Annotated in this window: 22 protein-coding genes and 2 pseudogenes; 10 read left to right on the top strand and 14 right to left on the bottom strand. The window is 40.0% G+C overall.

Annotated features, from left to right (window positions below):
- Nucleotides 1–208 precede the first annotated feature (208 nt).
- Both SD31_RS08230 and SD31_RS08225 read right to left on the bottom strand, forming a co-directional pair.
- A pseudogene (locus SD31_RS08230) lies at nt 209–1185 on the bottom strand (agmatine/peptidylarginine deiminase).
- A 105-nt stretch (nt 1186–1290) separates the two neighbouring features.
- A complete protein-coding gene (locus SD31_RS08225) occupies nt 1291–2166 on the bottom strand; it encodes a carbon-nitrogen hydrolase (protein WP_039053780.1) in 876 nt (291 codons plus the stop codon).
- 238 nt (nt 2167–2404) lie between these two features.
- Here SD31_RS08225 and SD31_RS17345 point away from each other — a divergent pair, with 238 nt between their 5' ends.
- The 4 genes and pseudogenes from SD31_RS17345 to SD31_RS08205 all read left to right on the top strand — a co-directional run bounded on the left by SD31_RS17345 (nt 2405) and on the right by SD31_RS08205 (nt 6049).
- The gene (locus SD31_RS17345; RefSeq protein WP_039053779.1) at nt 2405–2677 is read left to right on the top strand and encodes a hypothetical protein; all 273 of its coding nucleotides are present in this window, start codon (nt 2405–2407) and stop codon (nt 2675–2677) included.
- On the top strand, nt 2637–3242 hold the full coding sequence (locus tag SD31_RS08215; RefSeq protein ID WP_039053778.1) for a hypothetical protein: 606 nt from the start codon (nt 2637–2639) through the stop codon (nt 3240–3242). Before SD31_RS17345 ends, SD31_RS08215 begins: the two co-directional genes overlap by 41 nt.
- 224 nt (nt 3243–3466) lie before the next feature.
- Nucleotides 3467–5683 (top strand): annotated as a pseudogene (locus SD31_RS21245) (NADP-dependent isocitrate dehydrogenase).
- A 174-nt stretch (nt 5684–5857) separates the two neighbouring features.
- Nucleotides 5858–6049: a cold-shock protein gene (locus SD31_RS08205; RefSeq protein ID WP_039053777.1), complete on the top strand. Its 192-nt coding sequence runs from the start codon at nt 5858–5860 to the stop codon at nt 6047–6049.
- A gap of 63 nt (nt 6050–6112) precedes the next feature.
- Here SD31_RS08205 and SD31_RS08200 read toward each other — a convergent pair whose 3' ends face one another.
- Nucleotides 6113–6535, bottom strand: a complete 423-nt coding sequence (locus tag SD31_RS08200) for a cold-shock protein (RefSeq protein ID WP_039053776.1) — start codon at nt 6533–6535, stop codon at nt 6113–6115.
- Between the two features lie 166 nt (nt 6536–6701).
- Here SD31_RS08200 and SD31_RS08195 point away from each other — a divergent pair, with 166 nt between their 5' ends.
- From SD31_RS08195 to SD31_RS08185, 3 genes are all read left to right on the top strand, one after another.
- Nucleotides 6702–7685 (top strand): lipoate--protein ligase, encoded by a 984-nt coding sequence (locus SD31_RS08195; RefSeq protein WP_039053775.1) that lies wholly within the window; start codon nt 6702–6704, stop codon nt 7683–7685.
- A gap of 207 nt (nt 7686–7892) precedes the next feature.
- Nucleotides 7893–8306: a hypothetical protein gene (locus SD31_RS08190; RefSeq protein ID WP_039053774.1), complete on the top strand. Its 414-nt coding sequence runs from the start codon at nt 7893–7895 to the stop codon at nt 8304–8306.
- A 70-nt stretch (nt 8307–8376) separates the two neighbouring features.
- Complete coding sequence (locus SD31_RS08185) at nt 8377–8922, top strand: hypothetical protein (protein ID WP_156138276.1); 546 nt, start codon at nt 8377–8379, stop codon at nt 8920–8922.
- Here SD31_RS08185 and SD31_RS17340 read toward each other — a convergent pair.
- From SD31_RS17340 to SD31_RS08165, 5 genes are all read right to left on the bottom strand, one after another.
- The gene (locus SD31_RS17340; protein WP_039053772.1) at nt 8917–9531 is read right to left on the bottom strand and encodes a response regulator transcription factor; all 615 of its coding nucleotides are present in this window, start codon (nt 9529–9531) and stop codon (nt 8917–8919) included. The genes SD31_RS08185 and SD31_RS17340 overlap by 6 nt on opposite strands.
- 48 nt (nt 9532–9579) lie before the next feature.
- Complete coding sequence (locus tag SD31_RS08175; protein WP_039053771.1) at nt 9580–9894, bottom strand: hypothetical protein; 315 nt, start codon at nt 9892–9894, stop codon at nt 9580–9582.
- 438 nt (nt 9895–10332) lie between these two features.
- Nucleotides 10333–10548 carry a hypothetical protein gene (locus SD31_RS18930; protein WP_231561349.1) on the bottom strand — a complete coding sequence of 72 codons (216 nt, stop codon included), beginning with the start codon at nt 10546–10548 and terminating at the stop codon, nt 10333–10335.
- Nucleotides 10549–10556: 8 nt separating this feature from the next.
- Nucleotides 10557–10919 carry a nitroreductase family protein gene (locus tag SD31_RS18925; RefSeq protein WP_231561347.1) on the bottom strand — a complete coding sequence of 121 codons (363 nt, stop codon included), beginning with the start codon at nt 10917–10919 and terminating at the stop codon, nt 10557–10559.
- Nucleotides 10920–10968: 49 nt separating this feature from the next.
- The gene (locus SD31_RS08165) at nt 10969–11565 is read right to left on the bottom strand and encodes a TetR/AcrR family transcriptional regulator (RefSeq protein ID WP_039053770.1); all 597 of its coding nucleotides are present in this window, start codon (nt 11563–11565) and stop codon (nt 10969–10971) included.
- Between the two features lie 124 nt (nt 11566–11689).
- On the opposite strand from SD31_RS08165, the gene SD31_RS08160 reads away from it, so the two are divergent.
- Nucleotides 11690–12481 carry a patatin-like phospholipase family protein gene (locus tag SD31_RS08160; protein ID WP_039053769.1) on the top strand — a complete coding sequence of 264 codons (792 nt, stop codon included), beginning with the start codon at nt 11690–11692 and terminating at the stop codon, nt 12479–12481.
- 52 nt (nt 12482–12533) lie between these two features.
- Here the strand turns inward: SD31_RS08160 and SD31_RS08155 are convergent, their stop codons facing one another.
- The gene (locus SD31_RS08155) at nt 12534–13490 is read right to left on the bottom strand and encodes an acetyl-CoA carboxylase carboxyltransferase subunit alpha (RefSeq protein ID WP_039053768.1); all 957 of its coding nucleotides are present in this window, start codon (nt 13488–13490) and stop codon (nt 12534–12536) included.
- Between the two features lie 135 nt (nt 13491–13625).
- On the opposite strand from SD31_RS08155, the gene SD31_RS17335 reads away from it, so the two are divergent.
- Complete coding sequence (locus tag SD31_RS17335; protein ID WP_052258809.1) at nt 13626–14078, top strand: mechanosensitive ion channel; 453 nt, start codon at nt 13626–13628, stop codon at nt 14076–14078.
- Nucleotides 14011–14475 (top strand): mechanosensitive ion channel family protein, encoded by a 465-nt coding sequence (locus SD31_RS17330; RefSeq protein WP_197053615.1) that lies wholly within the window; start codon nt 14011–14013, stop codon nt 14473–14475. Before SD31_RS17335 ends, SD31_RS17330 begins: the two co-directional genes overlap by 68 nt.
- On the opposite strand, the gene coaA is transcribed toward SD31_RS17330, so the two are convergent.
- The 5 genes from coaA to SD31_RS08125 all read right to left on the bottom strand — a co-directional run.
- Nucleotides 14462–15418, bottom strand: coding sequence for a type I pantothenate kinase (coaA, locus tag SD31_RS08145; RefSeq protein ID WP_039053767.1), 957 nt, complete (start codon nt 15416–15418; stop codon nt 14462–14464). The two genes, SD31_RS17330 and coaA, sit on opposite strands and share 14 nt — an antisense overlap.
- Nucleotides 15419–15479: 61 nt before the next feature.
- Nucleotides 15480–15836 (bottom strand): methylglyoxal synthase, encoded by a 357-nt coding sequence (locus SD31_RS08140; RefSeq protein WP_231561345.1) that lies wholly within the window; start codon nt 15834–15836, stop codon nt 15480–15482.
- A 52-nt stretch (nt 15837–15888) separates the two neighbouring features.
- Complete coding sequence (locus SD31_RS08135) at nt 15889–17118, bottom strand: nucleoside recognition domain-containing protein (protein WP_039053766.1); 1230 nt, start codon at nt 17116–17118, stop codon at nt 15889–15891.
- Between the two features lie 104 nt (nt 17119–17222).
- Nucleotides 17223–18494 (bottom strand): anthranilate synthase component I family protein, encoded by a 1272-nt coding sequence (locus SD31_RS08130; RefSeq protein WP_039053765.1) that lies wholly within the window; start codon nt 18492–18494, stop codon nt 17223–17225.
- A gap of 3 nt (nt 18495–18497) precedes the next feature.
- A partial coding sequence (locus tag SD31_RS08125; RefSeq protein WP_039053764.1) for an adenylosuccinate synthetase occupies nt 18498–18800 on the bottom strand: 303 nt, incomplete at its 5' end.

Genomic DNA, 18800 nt, shown 5'->3' with positions numbered 1-18800 from the left:
TTTGTAAGGGTTCTATGTTCTAACCAATGTTCTAATAGTTCATCTTTTGTTGATAAATTTCTGTCTTTCTTCTATAGCTTGTTGGTTTTTTGTTATACCAAATGCTAAGAGATGGAAGTGACAACAGTCTGTCAGCAGTGTTTTGAATTTTTTAATAAAAAAGGAGCAAACGCTATGCTTGCTCCTTTTCATTTTTCCAATAGAAAGGTTAAATTTTCGGTTCTTGTTGACTCAAACAATGAAAGCTTCCTAAACCCCAGATGATGTCTACGGAATTAATACCTATAACTTTACGTCCGGGGAAACAAGATTGGATGATTTGAAGTGCTCTTTCATCGTTTTTGTCGTTAAAAATAGGCACGACCACCACTTTGTTTGCGATATAGAAGTTGGCGTAAGAGGCCGGAAGTCTTGTGTCTTCGTAGATGACAGGAGCAGGCATTGGCAACTCCACGATATTGAGTTTGCGTCCATCAAGGAGGGTCATCTTTTTCAGTGCCTCCAGATTTTCCTGTAAGGCTGATAGTTTTCGTCTTCCGGATTTTCTTCGACTACTGTAAGGACTGTATCTTCATTGACAAAGCGGGTAATGTCGTCGATATGTCCATCTGTATCATCTCCAACAATGCCATCACCAAGCCATAATACTTGCTCCTGTCCATAGAATTCTTTCAGATATTGCTCTATCTGTTCTTTGGTTAGGTGTGGATTACGGTTTTCGTTCAGCAGGCAAGATGTTGTAGTGAGGACGGTTCCTGCGCCGTTGAATTCCACGGATCCACCTTCCATGACGATAGGAGGAGTAAATAGCGGTAAACCGAAGTGGTTAGCAATTTTGGTAGGTATCACATCATCCAGGTCGAATGGAGGATATTTTCCCCCCCAGGCATTATAGCCCCAGTCTACTACGGCTTTTTTCTTTTCGGTTTTGTTGATGACAAAAGCAGGGCCATGGTCTCTACACCAGGCGTCGTTAGTTTCGTGGAAATAAAACTCCACATTGGCAAGATTGGCGTTTACAGCTTCAAGATGCCTCAAGGCAAAATTTTTCATGGCTTCATCGGCCACGTTTATCCGTACCTTTTGGTCTTCCGCTACTGCTTTGATAAACTCCGAATACGGCTTATATATTGTTTCTATCTTTCCCGGCCAGGAAGCTTCCTTGTGAGGCCAGCTCAGCCACATAGCTTCCTGTTCCGTCCATTCGGCAGGGAAAGAATACCCTTGTTGTTTCGGTGTATTTTCTAATGTCAAACTCATTTAACTCTTTTTCCTTCTGTGATGAAAATATTAATCTTCGTCGATAAATCTTTTGGTGATAGGTCCGTATGTTTCGATACGTCTGTCACGTAAGAAAGGCCAGTGTTTGCGGAAATAATCGGACTCTTTAAGGTCTAACTCTACCACTTTAACTTCTTCTTTGTCGTGAGAAGCAAGGTATAACAATTTGCCTTGTGCGTTTGTTACAAAGCTACCTCCCCAGAACTTCATAGCACCATCCTGCTCGTATCCTACGCGGTTTACTGACACCACAGGAACCCCGTTGGCTACAGCGTGTGAACGTTGGATGATCTGCCAAGCATTGTATTGGTCTTTGTTGGTCTCTTCATCTTGGTCTGTAGCCCAGCCTATAGCTGTAGGATAGAATAGAATTTCTGCTCCCATCAATGCAGTGATACGCGACGCTTCTGGATACCATTGATCCCAGCAAATTAATACTCCTATCTTTCCGAATTTGGTTTTGAAAACTTTGTATCCCAAATCTCCCGGTGTGAAATAGAATTTCTCGTAATAGGCTGGATCGTCAGGGATATGCATTTTGCGGTATTTTCCTAGGTAAGAGCCATCAGCATCCAACACGGCAGTGGTATTGTGGTAAAGACCTTCCGCTCTTTTCTCGAAAAGGGAAGCGATGATAACTACGCCTAACTCCTTGGCTACAGTCGACAAAGCGTCGGTAGAAGGACCAGGAATAGGTTCTGCTAGGTCAAAGTTGTCATAATCTTCGACGTCACAGAAATATAATGAAGTGAAAAGTTCTTGCAAACATACAATCTGAGCGCCATCGGCAGCTGCTTCTCTAATTTTCTCAATAGCCTTATTAAGGTTCGCTTGCTTGTCCTTCACACAAGACATCTGAACCAATCCAACTTTTACTTTGCTCATCTTTAGAATTATTATTTTACAAGGACAAAGATAAGATTATTTATAGTATCCCATGGTAATTGCGTACGAGTTTCCTCTTTTATGTGGCACAGATGACGTACGGTTAACATTTAATTGCTGTCATGTCTAATAGAGAAGGGAATAATCCTCCTCTGTCTTTATAATTTTTTAGTATAGGTTAAAAACTCATAAATAAATGTTATCTTTGGTGGACTAACGCAGTATAACTATCTTTTTTATGAAAAAATTATATGTAAAACTAATAGTTTGTGCCTGTATACTTCTTATCTCAGGAGGTCTTAAAGCTCAAACACTTAAAGGAATCGGTAAGAAGATTGGCAAAAAAGTAGAATCCGTAATAAATAATACAATTGAAGAAGGGGAGAAGACTTCCTCCTCTAGTACAGGTCCAACGAAAACATCCAACCCTTCAAAATATGGCCCTTTCGAAGATCTTCAAGGTATGAAATATGATTTTCAGCGAGGTAGAGAGCGTTGTTTTTTACGATGATTTCAGCAAAGATGCTGTAGGAGAGATGGCGCAGCGATGGACCAGCAATGGGCGTGGAGAAGTTAATACAGTGGAAGGAATAGAAGGACAGTGGCTTCAGCTGTTTGACGGAAATACCTATAAGATTAAAGAACTAGTACGAATTCCTGAAGATTTTACATTGGAATTTGATGTGCTGTCATTCAGCGAACATAAACATGAGTTTGCTTTGGACTTCGGTTTCGATTATGAAAAAGGAGTAGGGAAACACTATTATGTAGCGGAAGAAAATCCAGTGAATATCAGGGCATCTTATCGTTTCAACTATTTTCAATTCAACAGCAAGGAAACTTCACCCAAGAAAGAAAGCATGGTTAAAGCCAATATGTCAACTTTTGTCAACGACATTATGAAGGTTAAAATAAGAGTGGAAGGAAGACGTATGCGTACATATATTAACGATTACAAGATTCTCGATACCGAAATGACGGACCCATCGATAAAAAAATATTTTTATCTAGCACTGAATAGCGACGACAAATCGGGTTCAGTATATGTGTCCAATTTTAGGATTGACAAAATTTAATATTGCCTAAAGCCTCTTAAATCAGGAGGCTTCTTTTTTGTTTATGACATGGGTAAGTAATAATCCATCCCTGCCAATCTTTTTTGCTGTCATGTCATAATTCATCCTTTTGTGAAGATTTAACAATGATTTTCTTATCTTTAGGCGGAATTTAAAAACTACGCCTGGTAGTTTTTCAATTTCGTGTGTTATTGTAGAAACATTAATATTTTCAACAGGAAACTATGTCATCTAAAATCATTTACACTAAAACAGATGAAGCGCCGTTGTTGGCGACGTATTCTTTTTTACCTATAGTTCAAGCATTCGCTAAAACTGCGGATATCGAAGTAGAATTAAAAGATATTTCATTAGCAGGACGTATTCTTGCTAATTTCAACGAATATTTGACTCCAGAGCAACAGACTAATGATGCTTTGGCAGAATTAGGCCGTTTGGCAACTACTCCGGAAGCGAACATTATCAAATTGCCAAACATTTCGGCTTCTATCCCTCAATTGAAAGCGGCTATTGCGGAATTACAAAAGGCCGGCTACAATGTTCCAAACTATCCTGACACACCTTCCAATGAGGAGGAAGAAAAAATCAAAGCTACTTATGCTAAGGTGTTAGGGTCGGCTGTAAACCCTGTATTGCGTGAAGGTAACTCAGACCGCCGTGCTCCTAAAGCCGTGAAAAACTACGACTAAAGCTAATCCTCACCGTATGGGCGAATGGAAAGCAGACAGCAAAACGAAAGTTGCTTCCATGCATGAAGGAGATTTCTACGCTACAGAAAAATCAGTAACAGTAGAAAACGATACACAATATAAGATAGAATTTGTAGGTGAAGACGGATCTGTAAAAGAATTAAAAGGCTTGGCTCCACTGAAAGCCGGAGAAGTGATTGACTCGGCGGTGATGAGCTTAGCTAAATTAAAACAATTCGTTGCTGCTACTATTGAAGAGGCCAAAGAGCAAGGCGTATTACTATCGGCACACTTGAAGGCGACGATGATGAAGGTTTCTGACCCTATCATGTTTGGCGCTATCGTCGAAGTGTATTTCAAAGATGTATTTGCGAAATATGCTGGTCTTTTCGAATCGTTAGGTATCAATAAGAACAACGGTCTTGGTGAAATATACGCTAAGATTGCCGGTCATGCCCAAGAAGAAGAGGTGAAAGCCGCCATCGATGCTGCTATTGCCAATGGTCCTGACCTTGCTATGGTAAACTCCGACAAAGGTATTACCAACCTTCACGTGCCTTCAGATGTGATTGTGGATGCTTCTATGCCAGCCATGATCCGTATCGGTGGTAAGATGTGGGATAAAAACGGTCAAGAGCGTGATACTATCGCTATAATTCCTGACCGTTCGTATGCTGGAGTTTACGAAGCGGTAATCGCGGACTGTAAAGCCAACGGGGCTTACGATCCTAAAACCATGGGTTCAGTGCCTAATGTGGGATTGATGGCTCAGAAGGCCGAAGAGTATGGCTCACACGATAAGACTTTCCAAGCGCAGGCCAACGGTACAATCCGTGTGGTAGATGCTGAAGGAAATGTGTTCATGGAACAGGCTGTGGAAGCTGGTGATATCTTCCGTATGTGTCAGACTAAAGATGCTCCAATCCAAGATTGGGTGAAATTAGCCGTAACACGTGCCCGTCTTTCCAATACGCCTGCTGTATTCTGGTTGGATGAAAACCGTGCACATGACAGAGAAATTATCAAAAAAGTAAAAAAATAACTTGCCAAATCATGACACTACAGGTTTAGATATTCGTATCTTATCTCCTGTAGAGGCTACTAAATTCTCTGTAGAGCGTATCCGTCAAGGGTTGGATACTATCTCTGTAACAGGTAACGTATTGCGTGATTACCTCACAGACTTGTTCCCTATCTTAGAGGTAGGAACTTCTGCGAAAATGCTATCTATCGTACCGTTGATGAATGGCGGTGGTTTGTTCGAAACAGGAGCTGGTGGTTCAGCACCTAAACACGTAGAACAGTTCTTAGCAGAAGGTTATCTACGTTGGGACTCTCTAGGAGAGTTCTTGGCATTGCAAGCCTCTCTTGAGCATCTGGCGCAAACGCAAAACAACCCTAAAGCACAAGTGTTGGCGGAAGCTTGGATGAAGCTAACGCCCTATTCTTGGCTAATGATAAGTCTCCTGCGCGTAAGGTAGGACAGATTGATAACCGTGGTTCGCACTTCTACTTGGCCTTGTATTGGGCACAAGAGTTGGCTAAGCAAACCAAAGATGCGGAATTGGCAGCTAGATTCGCGCCTCTCGCTGAAACATTGGCGGCAAATGAAGCTAAAATCAACGAAGAGCTCATCGCAGCACAAGTTGGCAGTCTCAGGACATCGGCGGATATTATTTCCCTAATGATGAATTGGCTTCTAAAGCTATGAGACCTTCAGTGACATTGAATAATGCTATAGCTTCTTTATAAGCAGTTGATAGCTGAAAATAAAAAAGCCCTTTGTGTGAACACAAAGGGCTTTTTTTATGCTTTATTAAATTTATGCTCCTAAATTAAATTATACCACTTCTGAAAATAAATCAAATAATTAGTTGATAATCCAATTATTATACCTACCTTGCAGAAATAATAAAATAATACAATATGAATAACGGAACTGTAAAGTTTTTTAATGAGACCAAAGGATTTGGTTTTATTACTCCTGATGGTGGTGGCGATGATATTTTTGTTCACGTATCAGGGTTAGTTGACCAAATTCAACAAGGCGACCATGTATCGTATGATGTAGAAAACGGTCGTAAAGGCATCAATGCCACTAATGTGAGAGTAAACTAATTATTATATATAATTTATCTTACAGAAAGCGAATCATATGATTCGCTTTTCTTTTTTTGCGGGTTATAAGACGATTACTTCGGTGACTTGAAGTCCTTGTCTGCTGGATTTGGACTTAAACTTCACTTTTTGATCCTGATGCAATACAAAACCTAAAATCTTAAAATTGAAATAGACATTTTCTCGTGTTTCGTTATCGCGGATAAAGCCATATTGACCGGCTTCATTATAGAAAGAAACCTTGCCGTACGCATATTCCTCTTCAGGACGTACTAGATCTTCTTCTTTGAATTCGTATTTCTTTACAGGAGGTGTGTCGGATATGTTTCCATTTTCATCGACATAGGCAAACATCTCTTCTAAAGATTTTCCTTTGTCGTTAGATTCCTGACGTTGTGCTCTTTTTTTCTTCTTTTTCTTTACGTTTTTGCAGTTTTTTTCTTGGCGATTTCTTTTTTTTCTAAATGTTTGTTGGCTTTGACTCATGTATGATTTTTTAATGATGATTTAATGGGAAAAGTCTTACTTATCGTCAAGAATTCTGTGGAAAGAATAGGTAGGCGAAAATGTGCGGCTTTTGTCAAATATACTAAAAATTATTGAAATAAAGGAACTTATTTCTTATTCTTGGTGAATACTAAACTGCATTGCTATGATAATTATTGATTCACCTTCACATGATGCCTATTTCAATATTGCATCGGAAGAATATTTACTTTCCCGTTTTCCAAAAGAAGAAATTCTTCTTTTCTATATCAATGCACCTTCCATTATCATCGGTAAATTTCAGAATACGCTGGCCGAAATTAATCTGGATTATGTGAAGGAACATGGCATCAAGGTGGTACGCCGTCTATCCGGTGGTGGGGCAGTGTATCACGATCTTGGAAATTTGAATTTCTCTTTCCACACCAAAGCTGAAGATAAAGATTTTACGGATTTTGAAACTTTTACCAGACCTGTGGTTAAGTTGCTCAACAAGCTCGGTGTTCCGGCTAAGCTGGAAGGTAGAAATGATCTGCTGGTGGATGGGAAAAAGTTTAGCGGTAATGCCAAGACTATTAAAAATATGAAGATGATTCAGCATGGGACGATTCTGATTCATTCAGAAATGTCGGTTCTTGCCGACGCACTGAAGGTCAATCCGCTTAAGTTTGTCGATAAAGCCGTCAAATCGAACCGTGCTAGGGTGACCAACCTGATAGATTACCTTCCCGAGGGCACCACGACAGAGACGTTTAAGCGCCTTTTTATCGAAGAAATCAAACAAGATAATGAGCAGGTAGAGATTTATAATTTTGATGAAAAAGATATCCGAGCCATAGAAACTTTAGCTGCAGAAAAGTACAGCACGTGGGACTGGAACTTTGGCGCTTCACCGGATTACAATTTTAAGAAGGCTAACAAAGTGCCGGCCGGATTTATAGAAGTGCATCTTGATGTACATAAAGGTTATATCGAAAAAGCTAAGATTTTCGGAGATTTCTTCGCCTCTAATGCCATAGAAGAATTGGAAGAAAAACTGGTAGGAGTGAAGCATGAGGAAGAGGCCTTGAAAAAGGTGTTGCAAGAGAGCGACCTAAAGGCATTTTTCGGAAATGTAACCTTAGAAGAGATATTGGATATCTTCAAATAGATATTTAAGCTCCTGCATAAAAGCATCGAAATATTTTCGATGTTTTTTTATTTTTATTTTACTAGTTTACAGTTTTTTATCGGCAGGCTACCCGTCGGGTAGTCTTGTTTTTACTCCGCGAACTACCTTGTGTGAAGCTTAATGGTTTCTAGTTTGATTTTATTTTTGCCAGCGGAATCAAACTAAGTAACCAAATTAATAACAGATATGAAATTTTCTAAAGTAGCGCTTGTCGGTGTATTATGTGCCGGCTTATTAGCATCCTGCGGAGGCAGAAAAGTGGTTGATACGGGTATTGCATCACAAACTGCACGCATTTCTGGTCAGTTGAAAAGATCGGAATACACTATCATGAATGAAAGCTTCACAGCTACTGTTCAAAACAAAAAACAATACAGAAAATACACGCTAGATGAATTGAAAAAAGTAGCATTCATGATGGCTGAAAAAACAGCAATCGAAAAAGGTGCTGACGGTGTATTAAACCCTACTTTCATGGTTGATCAAAAAAGAAAAACGTATACCGTTACTGCTCGTGTAAAAGGTTACAGAATTAAGAGCGATGACGAGTACATCGATATGGATCAACAGTTGAAAAACGGTGCGACTGGTGGTAATTAATTGAAATTATTTGTAACACCATAATATGCGAAAGGGATATCAAAAGATATCCCTTTTAAATTATCCGATTATGAAAAAGAAACTACTCAAGATAGCCTTGATGTTTGCTGTTTCGCTGACATGTCAGGAAGTTGCAGCGCAGAAGATAGGGCTTAAAGATATTCAAGGTATGACAAGAAAAACTCTTGCCAGCATACAGAGTGAAATGATAGCTCAGGATTTCAGCATTGCTAATATTTTCAACGATAAGTTGAGTGCTACGGATTCCGTGGTATTCAAATACGGCAATAGCATATATCTTTCATATAAATCAAAAAAGAAGACGGAAGGTGCTACGGTAAGCTATAGCTTTCCATTTAAGGATCTTTATATCAACTATTGTAAGGTGTTGGAGTCCAAGTCTTATATGCTTCTACACACTTCTGCAATACCTTCTTTAGGATTGGAAAATATCTATTACGATAAGGAGCAGGGGCAGGTGCTTTCCTTAACGTTGAGACATGAGTCTGCCGAAGATAAAACGTTCTATCCAAGTACCTATACGCTTAAGGTCTTGTCTGCTGATGATGCAGCTAAGCTGTTAAAAAAGCATAAGATAAAGCTAACGGCTTTATAAGACATTTTCTGTTGTGGGGGGAGGTAAAAATGCTGCTTTTCTCTTAAGCTCGTGGCGGCTGTCAACCCCCATAATACTATATATTGCTTTAAGGTGGTATTTCACGGTGTTTTCCGATATAAAGAGAATTTCCCCAATTTCTTTATTGGTCTTTCCTCGCTTAACAAGCTCTATGATATCTCTTTGTCGGTCTGTCAAGGCCATAAGGTCTGCATTTCCTTTCTCCAGATTCGCATGATTGTGTAGTAGGACCGTGCTGTTAGGCTTGTATTTATTTTTTCTGAATGAAAATAAATATCCTATCCCTCCGAACAAGACAAAGAGAATACAAGTCATGATGGTAGAATAACGGACTTTGCTTTTTGCGTATTCCAACTCTTCGGAGGTAATTCGACCTAGATGTTTTTGCTCTATAATGTTCAGCTGTCCTAAGATGTTAGAAGTATCATAAGCTTTCCATAGTTTATTGAAAGCTTCTTGAGCTGAGAGTAGTTCTGCCGCACTATTGGTGTGGAGGTAATATTGCGTTAGGGTGTAGTGAAGAACCAGCGTGTAATATTTACTTTGGTACTGTTGCGCCGCGCGGATGCCTTCTTCAAACGCTTCCAATACTTTATCTTTCTGCCCCTGTCTTTTATTGGAATTCCATTTTTGTGATCAGTGCATACGGTAGATTAGATGTTTGGGGTCTTCTTTTTGGAAGATGTATATCGCTTCGGTAAGCAGTTTTTCTGCTTTCTCGAATTGCTTGTCTTTACTCGCCAGTCCGGCTAAAACTGTCCAATAAAAAGCTTTTATAGGGTCGGGGATATGTTTCAGATGATGAGGGCTTATTTTGCGTAAAAATATTCGCGTCTCCTCCTGCATAGCTGCTTCGTATGCTATAAAAAGCCTTTCAACACTAATTCTTGCTTCTACTTCTTCAAAGTGGCGTTTATCTTTTTTCCAATTTCTTCTGCTAAGGTGAGGCATTCCAGTGCCAAAGTGTAGTTGAACAACTGTTTATATAAGGCGGCTTTGTGAAGAAGAAGCTTATATTGGCCGTAATAATCATCCGCACCGATTTCTTCTCCTTTTTCGAAGGATAAAAAAAAACGATTTCTCTAATTCTCCTTTATGGATTAATGAAGTAATATTTTGTTCGAATTGAGTGGTATTTTTTTGAAGGAATGACAAAGTTTAAAAACAGCTGCAAATTCAATACCACTCCAATTACAAAAGTGTTTGCCATTAAGAACAATCCGTTGTGTTAATGTTTCTTTAAATAGGTAGATGTAGAACTACAAGTTGCAAAGATAAAAATATGATTGTGTAATTTCATTAATGAAAAACAACAAATACCTATTAATAGGTATAAAAAAGCAGGTCTGTCCGGACGACAGACCTGCTTTTTCCTAGCCATAGCGTCTATTAATTTAGATGAATGACAAAATCTTCTTTGCTGAAACGTACTTTCTTCAATTTGACATTCCAGTCGTTAGCTTCGTCTCTATAACCTAAGGCTAATAAAGTCACTGATTTTAACCCCAATTTGTCCAAACCCAAAAGCTTGTCGAGTTGCTCATTGTCGAAGCCTTCCATAGGAGTGGCATCCACTTTTTGTTCGGCAGCAGCTGCGATAGCCAATCCGAAGCCTATATAGCTTGTCTTGCCGTATGGTTAAAATGTTCTTCTTGCGTTTGTTGAGACAGCTTACTCCACAACATATTTTTGTAGTCGTTGGAAAAGCCGGCAGGTAAGTTTCTTTCTTTCTCGCTGTATTCAAAAACTTTGTCCAAATACTCCTGTGTATAACGGTCATAAGCCGCAAATACCAATAGATGCGAACAGTCTACAATCTGAGACTGCCAATAAGCTATAGGTTGAATCTTAGCTTTCAATTCAGGATCTGTAATCTCAATTACTTTGAAAGGTTGTAGTCCAGATGAAGTAGGGGCCAAACGTGCCGCTTCAATGATATAATCGACTTTTTCTTGAGCTACCGCTTGACCATTCATTTTTTTTTGTCGCGTATCTCCACTTTAAATCTTCTAATAAGCTCATATATTATTTTTTTTGTAATGTATAAATAAATCCTTCTACCGCGTCTATAAGGGTAAGAGGAGGTGTGTTTGAAATTTTGTGATTAGAAAGTAGGTCTATAGCAATAAAGCCGTGAAGCATAGACCAAAATGTTTTAAGCTTCAAATGCTTGTCGACCGCCGTATTTTTATGATGAATTAAAACTTTATCAATAGCGTTGAGCATCTGATTGGAACTGGATTTCATTTCCTCGGAGCTATTTATAGTTTCACAGGCAGGTATTCCTAATCCAAACATAATACGATAGTATTTTGTATGGTTAGAAGCAAAATGCCAATAAGCTAATGCTATATTACGTAGATTGTCCTCTGCACTGGAATTTTCCGATAGAGAGTCTTTTAGTTCCTTGGAAAGCAATTTGAATCCCTCTTTCGAAAAATACTCTACAATAGCTTCCTTATTTTCAAAATGCTTATAGATTATAGGGACACTATAATTTATAGCCTCCGCAATTTTGCGGATGGAAAGAGCGTGCCATCCTTCTTCTTGAATAATTTTCCAAGATTCATCGATTATGGCTTGCCTTTGCTCTAATATTTCTTTTTCTCTACGTGATAGCATTTACTTGCATTAGTTAACAGTGTTAGCAAAGCTAACGGTGTTAATTTTTCTATGCAAATTATAATAAAAATTTGTACTTTAATCTGACAATTCCTATTTTGATAAAGCATCTTTCAAGATATCGATGAATAGAAAAAAAATCTCTTTAGTTTTAGGTAGTGGTGGTGCCCGCGGCATTACGCAGATAGGCGTTATCAACTGGTTGATAGAGCATGAATTTGAAATAGACGAGGTGGTAGGTTGCTCCATAGGTTCTTTGGTAGGCGCTGCTTTTGCCGAAGGTCGTATTCATGAGTTGGGAGAATGGATGTCCAAGCTCACTAAGCGGGAAGTATTCCGTCTGATGGATTTCGGAGATCCGCGCTACGGCTTTCTGAAAGGACAGCGCGTGTTGAATACTCTGCAGGAAGTGTTTGAGGATGTACCCATCGAAAATATGAAGATAAACTATGCTGCTGTGGCTACGGATCTTGTCAATGAGGAGGAAGTCGTCTTCCGGAATGGTAGTGTATATCATGCGATAAGAGCTTCTATAGCTATTCCTGGTGTGTTTAAATCCGTCAATACGGGAAGTCAGTTTCTTGTAGATGGAGGAGTGCTTAATCCTCTGCCTATCAACTATGTTCGCCATCGTGAGAATATAATTGTGGCTGTAAATTTAGATGGTCCTCCCTTACTGAAAACACCTATAGCCTACGAGAAGCTGAATGCCATATCCCTGCTGCAAGAGTCCTATTTTGCCATGCGAAGAAAGCTTACACAGCTCAACATAGACTTATACAAACCGAATTATACCGTTCATATTCCACATAATATTTCCGGTATTTGGGACTTTGACCGTTCGAAAGAGTTGATAGATACCGGCTATCAGTTTGCTGAAGAGCAGCTGGCAGGACTTTTAAACGGAAAGAAATAAAAAATGCGATTGACATTTGTCAATCGCATTTTTTCTATAGAAAATAGAATAATTATTCTTCGATTACGACGCCCATTTTGCTGAATTTGTCAATTCTTTCGGCCACCAGTGTGTCGGCATCTTTCGTTTTCAGGATACCTAAGTCGGACAACAGCTGATTCTTAAGGTTGGACGCTGCTTCTTCCGGATTTTGATGGGCTCCTCCCAGCGGTTCTGGGATGATGCCGTCGATAAGGCCGTTGGCCAACATGTCGTCTGCAGTAAGTTTTAAGGCTTCTGCTGCACGTTCTTTGTGATCCCAGCTTCTCCATAGGATAGAAGAACAAGATTCAGGAGATATAACTGAATACCAAGTGTTTTCCATCATATATACACGATCTCCTACACCTATACCTAAGGCACCGCCGGAAGCTCCTTCACCTATAATGACGCAAATGATAGGCACTTTCAATACGGACATTTCTAACAGGTTGCGGGCGATAGCTTCACCTTGACCTCTTTCTTCAGCCTCTAAGCCCGGATAAGCACCCATCGTGTCTATAAGTGTGATGACAGGCTTGTTGAATTTTTCTGCCATCTTCATCAGACGCAACGCTTTACGATAACCTTCTGGGTTCGCCATACCGAAATTACGGTATTGTCTTTCTTTGGTGTTCTTACCTTTCTGATGACCTATGATCATCACTGACTGACCGTTGATTGACGCGAAACCACCTACGATAGCTTTGTCGTCTTTTACTGTGCGGTCTCCGTGAAGTTCGATGAAGTCTTCACAGATCATGTTTATGTAGTCCAACGTCTGCGGGCGTTCCGGATGTCTTGACATTTGAACTTTTTGCCAGCCCGTCATGTTTTTATATACTTCAATTTTTGTTTGTTCCAACTTTTCTTCCAATTCGCGGATGGTAGCACTCATGTCCACTTTCGTCTTTTCTGACACCTGCTTCACTTTCTCTATCTGTGTTTGCAATTCTGCGATTGGCTTTTCAAAATCAAATGTAGTATTCATATAATAAATTACACTCATCGTTTATTCTGGCTAAGTTAGTGTATTTTTGGATAATTTAAAACGCTTTTTTATTCCTCGGCAACAATTAATTTTATTAGTTTAGTACTGTTTGAATTAGCGGATAAACTTTTTTGCATGAACACTATAGTTATCTTTATACTTAAGGTTGTAGCAGCTATTTTATTTGTAGCCATATATATTGTATTTCCGGATACTAAGGAAAATGCTGTACTTCTACAGGCTATTAAAGGGGGAAACACCTTTCTGATTCCTAGCATTATCTTGTCTATCATTCGTTTTACCGTTATTTCGCTCTATAATGCCCGCCATGCAAAAAAAAACGTGCGAGGCAATTTCGTGCTGGCCATTAACAGGGTGACAAGTATGGTGAACGCCGTACTTCTGGTTATTGCGATCATGGTAGGCTTAGGAATTAACCCTATAGAGTTTGTAACCAGTTTGACCATCGTGGCCATGGCTATTGCGGTACTGTTTAGAGATTATATTACCAACCTGCTGAGTGGCCTTTTTTATTATGTTTTCGGATCAGCTGTCTGTAGGGGACCGCATCAAGGTGGGAGATTATAAGGGAAGAATTATGGATATCAATTTCGCTAATATTGTCTTGCAAAATGAGGAAGATGATATCGTTATGGTGCCCAACAATCTGGTGTTTACGCAGGCTATAGTTAACCTGTCGGCACACCGCTCACAGCTCTTTACCATAAAATTTGAGCTGCCGCTGTCCGTAGCCTCCGATATAAAAACTTTGGAAAAGGAGATTGTCCCTATTTTAACCAATCATCCGAATATAGATCAAAGCCACACACCGAAGCTTATTGTGCAAGAAGTAGGAAAAGATTATGTAAAATATAAGTTTGAGCTATACGCTACTACGAGTAGTAACAGGCTACATCGCGATATAGAAAATGAAATATTGCGTGAGATCCTGCTGTTTGAACACGATAGAATCAAATCTTCCTAACCTTAACATTTTCGACGAAATGGTTGGATCCTTTCTGCAAAATGAGATCGGCTCTGTATTTTGTCGGTAAAATGTTGTTATGCAGGTTGGGACTGTTGATTTCATTCCATATATGTATGGCCATGGCTTTGCTCTCTTCCGGTGTCAGGTTGGCATAGCGGTGGAAGTAAGAGTCCGGATCTTGGAAGGCTGTGGCTCGTAAGGACTCAAAGCGGTTGATATACCACTGTATGATGTCTTCTTCTTTCGCATCCACATAAATAGAGAAGTCAAAATAATCGGAAACGAAAATCTTGTTGTTTTGTCCTTTCTGGGAGTTTACCTGCAACACGTTGATACCTTCAAGGATAAGTATGTCAGGATCTTCAATTAGTAGGGTATCGTCAGGCAGAATATCATAATGAAGATGCGAATATACGGGTACGATATGTTGGCGTATACCCGACTTTACGGCGGTGAGGAAGTTGAGGAGTTTCTTGGTATCGTAACTTTCGGGAAAACCTTTGCGGTTGAGGATTCCTCTTTCGGAGAGCACCTTGTTAGGGTAGAGGAAACCGTCAGTAGTGACCAAAGCAACCTTGGGTTTTTCCGGCAGGAAGGAGAGCACCTTTTGGAGCACTCTTGCTGTAGTACTTTTGCCTACCGCTACAGAACCAGCTATACCAATAATAAAGGGGAGCTTCTGCTGGTTTCTACGGAAGAATTTGTTTATAGTATGACGCACTTCGTGGTATTGCTGGATATGAAGTTCCAGCAGGCGTGCCAACGGAAAGTAAATTTCTTCGATTTCCGCATAGTTTAGCGGTTCGTTGGCTGCATGCAGCTTGTCTATCTCCTCAACACTTAAGCTTAGGTTGAAGTGGCCGTTCAGTTCTTTCCATTCTGCTCGATTGAAATCTAGGAAAGGACTGTTCAAAAGTTTTTCTTCCGGAGATGATAGCATTTATTTTTCCTTTTAGTGGCGCAAATATAGCTTTCCTACAATTTTTTGAAAGGATTTATTTTTATTCTTTTTCATCCAATAATCCTTCTATTATTAACGAACCTGTCGCGGGATTTGTTGCTAGTGGTACATTATATAAATCACATATTCGCATAAGCATCTGTATATCTGGTTCGTGTGGGTGCTTTCCTAAAGGATCTCTGAAGAATATTATTCCCGAAATTTTACCTTCTGCTGCCAATGCCGCTATTTGGGCATCACCTCCCTTGGGACCACTAAGTTTCAACTCTACTTGTAAGCCTGTTTGCAGAATATATGTTCCGGTAGTTCCTGTAGCAATGAGATGGGCTTTTTTAAGGTATTCGATATGGTCTTTGACGAAGGCTACCATCTCTGCCTTTTTTCCGTTCGTGCGCAATCAATGCTATTGTTTTCATAAGCAAACAGTTTATATAGTTTAGTATATTTTCTTATCCAAAGAATATGTAAGCCACTACGATTGCCGCGATGACACCTACGAGCTCGGATAGCAGGGCGCATGGCAAAGCGTGTCTCGCATTTTTGATGGCTACCGATCCGAAATATACCGCCAATACATAGAATGTCGTTTCGGTAGATCCTTGGATGACACATGCCACGCGAGCAGCAAAGTCGTCAGCCCCTTTGGTATTCATAAGTTCCACCATCAGTCCCCTTGCTCCAGATCCACTTAAAGGTTTCATGAAGGCCACTGGCAGCGCCTCTACAAAAGAAGTGTCGAAGCCAAGTTTGGCGATGACAAACGAAATACCTTGTACAAGGTAGTCCATAGTTCCCGAAGCTCGGAAGACAGCTATAGCCACGAGGATAGCTACCAAGTAGGGGATGATATTCACCGCAACGGAAAAACCTTCTTTAGCACCTTCTATAAAGGCGTCATATACATTAATTTTTTTGTAAAAGGCTAAAGCTATGAAGGATACAAAAATGGTAAACAGGATAACATTCCCCGCCACTTTGGAGATAATTTCTATTTCGGGCTGAGATAGTGTAGAGAAATAGTATAACAAGGCCCCGATAGCGACAGTCAGCGTACCCAAATAAAGAAGGATGGTCTTGTTGAATAAGTTTATTTTCTGATAGATGGAAACCAAAATCAGGGCTGCCAATGTAGAAAAGAAAGTAGCGATAAGAATAGGCAGAAAGATGTCCGAAGGTTGTGCTGCTCCTGCTTCTTGGCGGTACGCCATGATGGAAATGGGCAATAATGTAAGGCTCGAGGCATTAAGCACGATAAACATAATTTGTGCATTGCTGGCCGTATCTTTTTTAGGGTTTAGCTCCTGCAGTTCCTTCATGGCCTTCAGTCCCAACGGAGTAGCTGCATTGTCCAACCCTAAGGCATTGGCAGAGAAGTTCATCAGTATGGAGCCTAATGCGGGATGGTTTTTCGGAATTTCAGGAAAAAGTTTATTGAAAAAAGGACCTACCAGACGTGCGAAGATGGCGATCATACCGCCTTTTTCACCTATTTTCATGATGCCTAAAGCAAAGGTCATCATACCTATTAATCCTAATGAGATAGATGCTCCATTGGCTGCACTGTCGAAAAGTGATTTGATTATATTTTGGAAAACTTCGGTGTCGCCTCCAATAAGTTTCACTAATGCTACTACAAAAGTGATAAGAAAAAATGATATCCAGACGTAATTTAAAGCCATATTTGTTCTATTTCAGTAGTAAATGTAAGAGTTCTGCCTGATTCTAACAATTTGGTATTTGGTTTTTTGCGTTAATTTTTTGTGACCAAAGGTCAACGGCTTACTTAAGAAGTAAGGGTTTGCAGGATGGCCGATGCTTTGAGTAAGCATTCGTTATACTCTTTTTCAGCTTCGGCATCAATGGTAATGGCCCCACCTGTATGAAAGGAAAGATACTTTTCACTCTGGTTGTAGAGGATAGTGCGGATGACCACATTGAAGTCGAAATCTCCTTCCGGAGAAAAATATCCTACGGTTCCCGAATATACTCCACGGCGTGAATGTTCATAGGTATCGCACAGCCGCATAGCCGACACTTTAGGTGCCCCCGTCATAGATCCTGGAGGGAATATGTTTTTAATAGCTTGAATATCACTTATCTCTTTGCTCTTAGTGCAAGTGATGGTGGATATTAGCTGATGAACCTGTTTAAAGGTGTGTACTTCCAGTCTACGCTCTGCTGCTACCGTTCCGGGCTGAGCCGACCGTGTCATGTCGTTGCGTACCAAGTCCACAATCATCACATTTTCTGCGATTTCTTTTGGATTTGATTTCAGCTCGTTGATGATGTTTTCGTCCTCTTCGTGAGTATTCCCTCGAGGTGCTGTGCCCTTGATAGGTTGTGAAATCAGCATGTTGTCCCTTTTGGCGAGAAAACGTTCAGGAGAGGCAGACAGAATATATCTATCTGACAGCTTGAAGAAAGTTGAAAACGGAGTAGGAGATACCCTGTTCAGTTTTTGATAGACTGCGAGAGGATTTATGACGGCATTTTCGGCATAGAATTCTTGACAAAGATTTACTTCGTAAATGTCTCCACGCCGTATATGACGAATCATATGATCGAAAGCCGTGAAATACTCTTCCTTACTCATCCGGGTTCGGATATTTGGAGTGGCAGTGTTTTCCTCTTTAGCTTCTTCCGAAAAGTTGTTGATTTGGTCAAATACTGCTTTAGGATCGTCGGCTTCTATATGTATGGAGGTACCACAGAACTTTATCAGTACCTTGGGAATAAAAAAATAACAGTCCGGAAATTTCAGTGGATTTGGGAAGGGGGTGTGTAGCTCTTCAATCTCGTTTTTGAGGTCATAACCAAAAAAACCAAACATCCAATGTTGCGGATGTTTGGTTTTAAATATTTCCAAACTTTCGAAAGTGTTTTGGGAACTCTCGAAGGTAGCTATGCTATCTACTGCCAAGATAGAGTCTATGGCCGAGAAGACGTCCTTATAGCCATTCGATTGAAGATAACAACACTGTTCAAACTGCTCCGCCCAAGCTAAAGCTTTACGTTCAAATCCTTCTATGTTTACTTCAAAGATGGCTTTTGCCATGTCTTATTTCAATACGATAGTTTGTGTACGATCTGGACCTACTGACAAATATTTGATTGGAACTTCCAACGCTTTTTCTAAGTACGCAATGTAGTTGGCCAAAGCCGCAGGGATTTCTTCTTTCGAGCGTATACCTGTAAGATCTTGATTCCAACCTTCAATTTCTTCGTAGATAGGTTCCGGCTTAATGGCGTTGATGTCGTACGGCATATAGTCGATTACCTCACCATTGTATTTGTAGTGCGTACAAGCATATATCTTTTCGAAGCTATCTAACACGTCGGCTTTCATCATGACAAGCTCGGT

Source organism: Sphingobacterium sp. T2 (assembly GCF_000814685.1).
In the GTDB taxonomy this organism is placed as follows: Bacteria; Bacteroidota; Bacteroidia; order Sphingobacteriales; family Sphingobacteriaceae; genus Sphingobacterium; species Sphingobacterium thermophilum.
This window is presented reverse-complemented; position numbering and strand designations above follow the sequence as displayed.

Coding starts and splice junctions, on each gene's coding strand:
- SD31_RS08225 (WP_039053780.1), bottom strand. CDS start 2,166: ATGAGCAAAGTAAAAGTTGGATTGGTTCAGATGTCTTGTGTGAAGGAC.
- SD31_RS17345 (WP_039053779.1), top strand. CDS start 2,405: ATGAAAAAATTATATGTAAAACTAATAGTTTGTGCCTGTATACTTCTT.
- SD31_RS08215 (WP_039053778.1), top strand. CDS start 2,637: ATGATTTTCAGCGAGGTAGAGAGCGTTGTTTTTTACGATGATTTCAGC.
- SD31_RS08205 (WP_039053777.1), top strand. CDS start 5,858: ATGAATAACGGAACTGTAAAGTTTTTTAATGAGACCAAAGGATTTGGT.
- SD31_RS08200 (WP_039053776.1), bottom strand. CDS start 6,535: ATGAGTCAAAGCCAACAAACATTTAGAAAAAAAAGAAATCGCCAAGAA.
- SD31_RS08195 (WP_039053775.1), top strand. CDS start 6,702: ATGATAATTATTGATTCACCTTCACATGATGCCTATTTCAATATTGCA.
- SD31_RS08190 (WP_039053774.1), top strand. CDS start 7,893: ATGAAATTTTCTAAAGTAGCGCTTGTCGGTGTATTATGTGCCGGCTTA.
- SD31_RS08185 (WP_156138276.1), top strand. CDS start 8,377: ATGAAAAAGAAACTACTCAAGATAGCCTTGATGTTTGCTGTTTCGCTG.
- SD31_RS08175 (WP_039053771.1), bottom strand. CDS start 9,894: ATGCCTCACCTTAGCAGAAGAAATTGGAAAAAAGATAAACGCCACTTT.
- SD31_RS18925 (WP_231561347.1), bottom strand. CDS start 10,919: ATGAATGGTCAAGCGGTAGCTCAAGAAAAAGTCGATTATATCATTGAA.
- SD31_RS08165 (WP_039053770.1), bottom strand. CDS start 11,565: ATGCTATCACGTAGAGAAAAAGAAATATTAGAGCAAAGGCAAGCCATA.
- SD31_RS08160 (WP_039053769.1), top strand. CDS start 11,690: ATGAATAGAAAAAAAATCTCTTTAGTTTTAGGTAGTGGTGGTGCCCGC.
- SD31_RS08155 (WP_039053768.1), bottom strand. CDS start 13,490: ATGAATACTACATTTGATTTTGAAAAGCCAATCGCAGAATTGCAAACA.
- SD31_RS17335 (WP_052258809.1), top strand. CDS start 13,626: ATGAACACTATAGTTATCTTTATACTTAAGGTTGTAGCAGCTATTTTA.
- coaA (WP_039053767.1), bottom strand. CDS start 15,418: ATGCTATCATCTCCGGAAGAAAAACTTTTGAACAGTCCTTTCCTAGAT.
- SD31_RS08135 (WP_039053766.1), bottom strand. CDS start 17,118: ATGGCTTTAAATTACGTCTGGATATCATTTTTTCTTATCACTTTTGTA.
- SD31_RS08130 (WP_039053765.1), bottom strand. CDS start 18,494: ATGGCAAAAGCCATCTTTGAAGTAAACATAGAAGGATTTGAACGTAAA.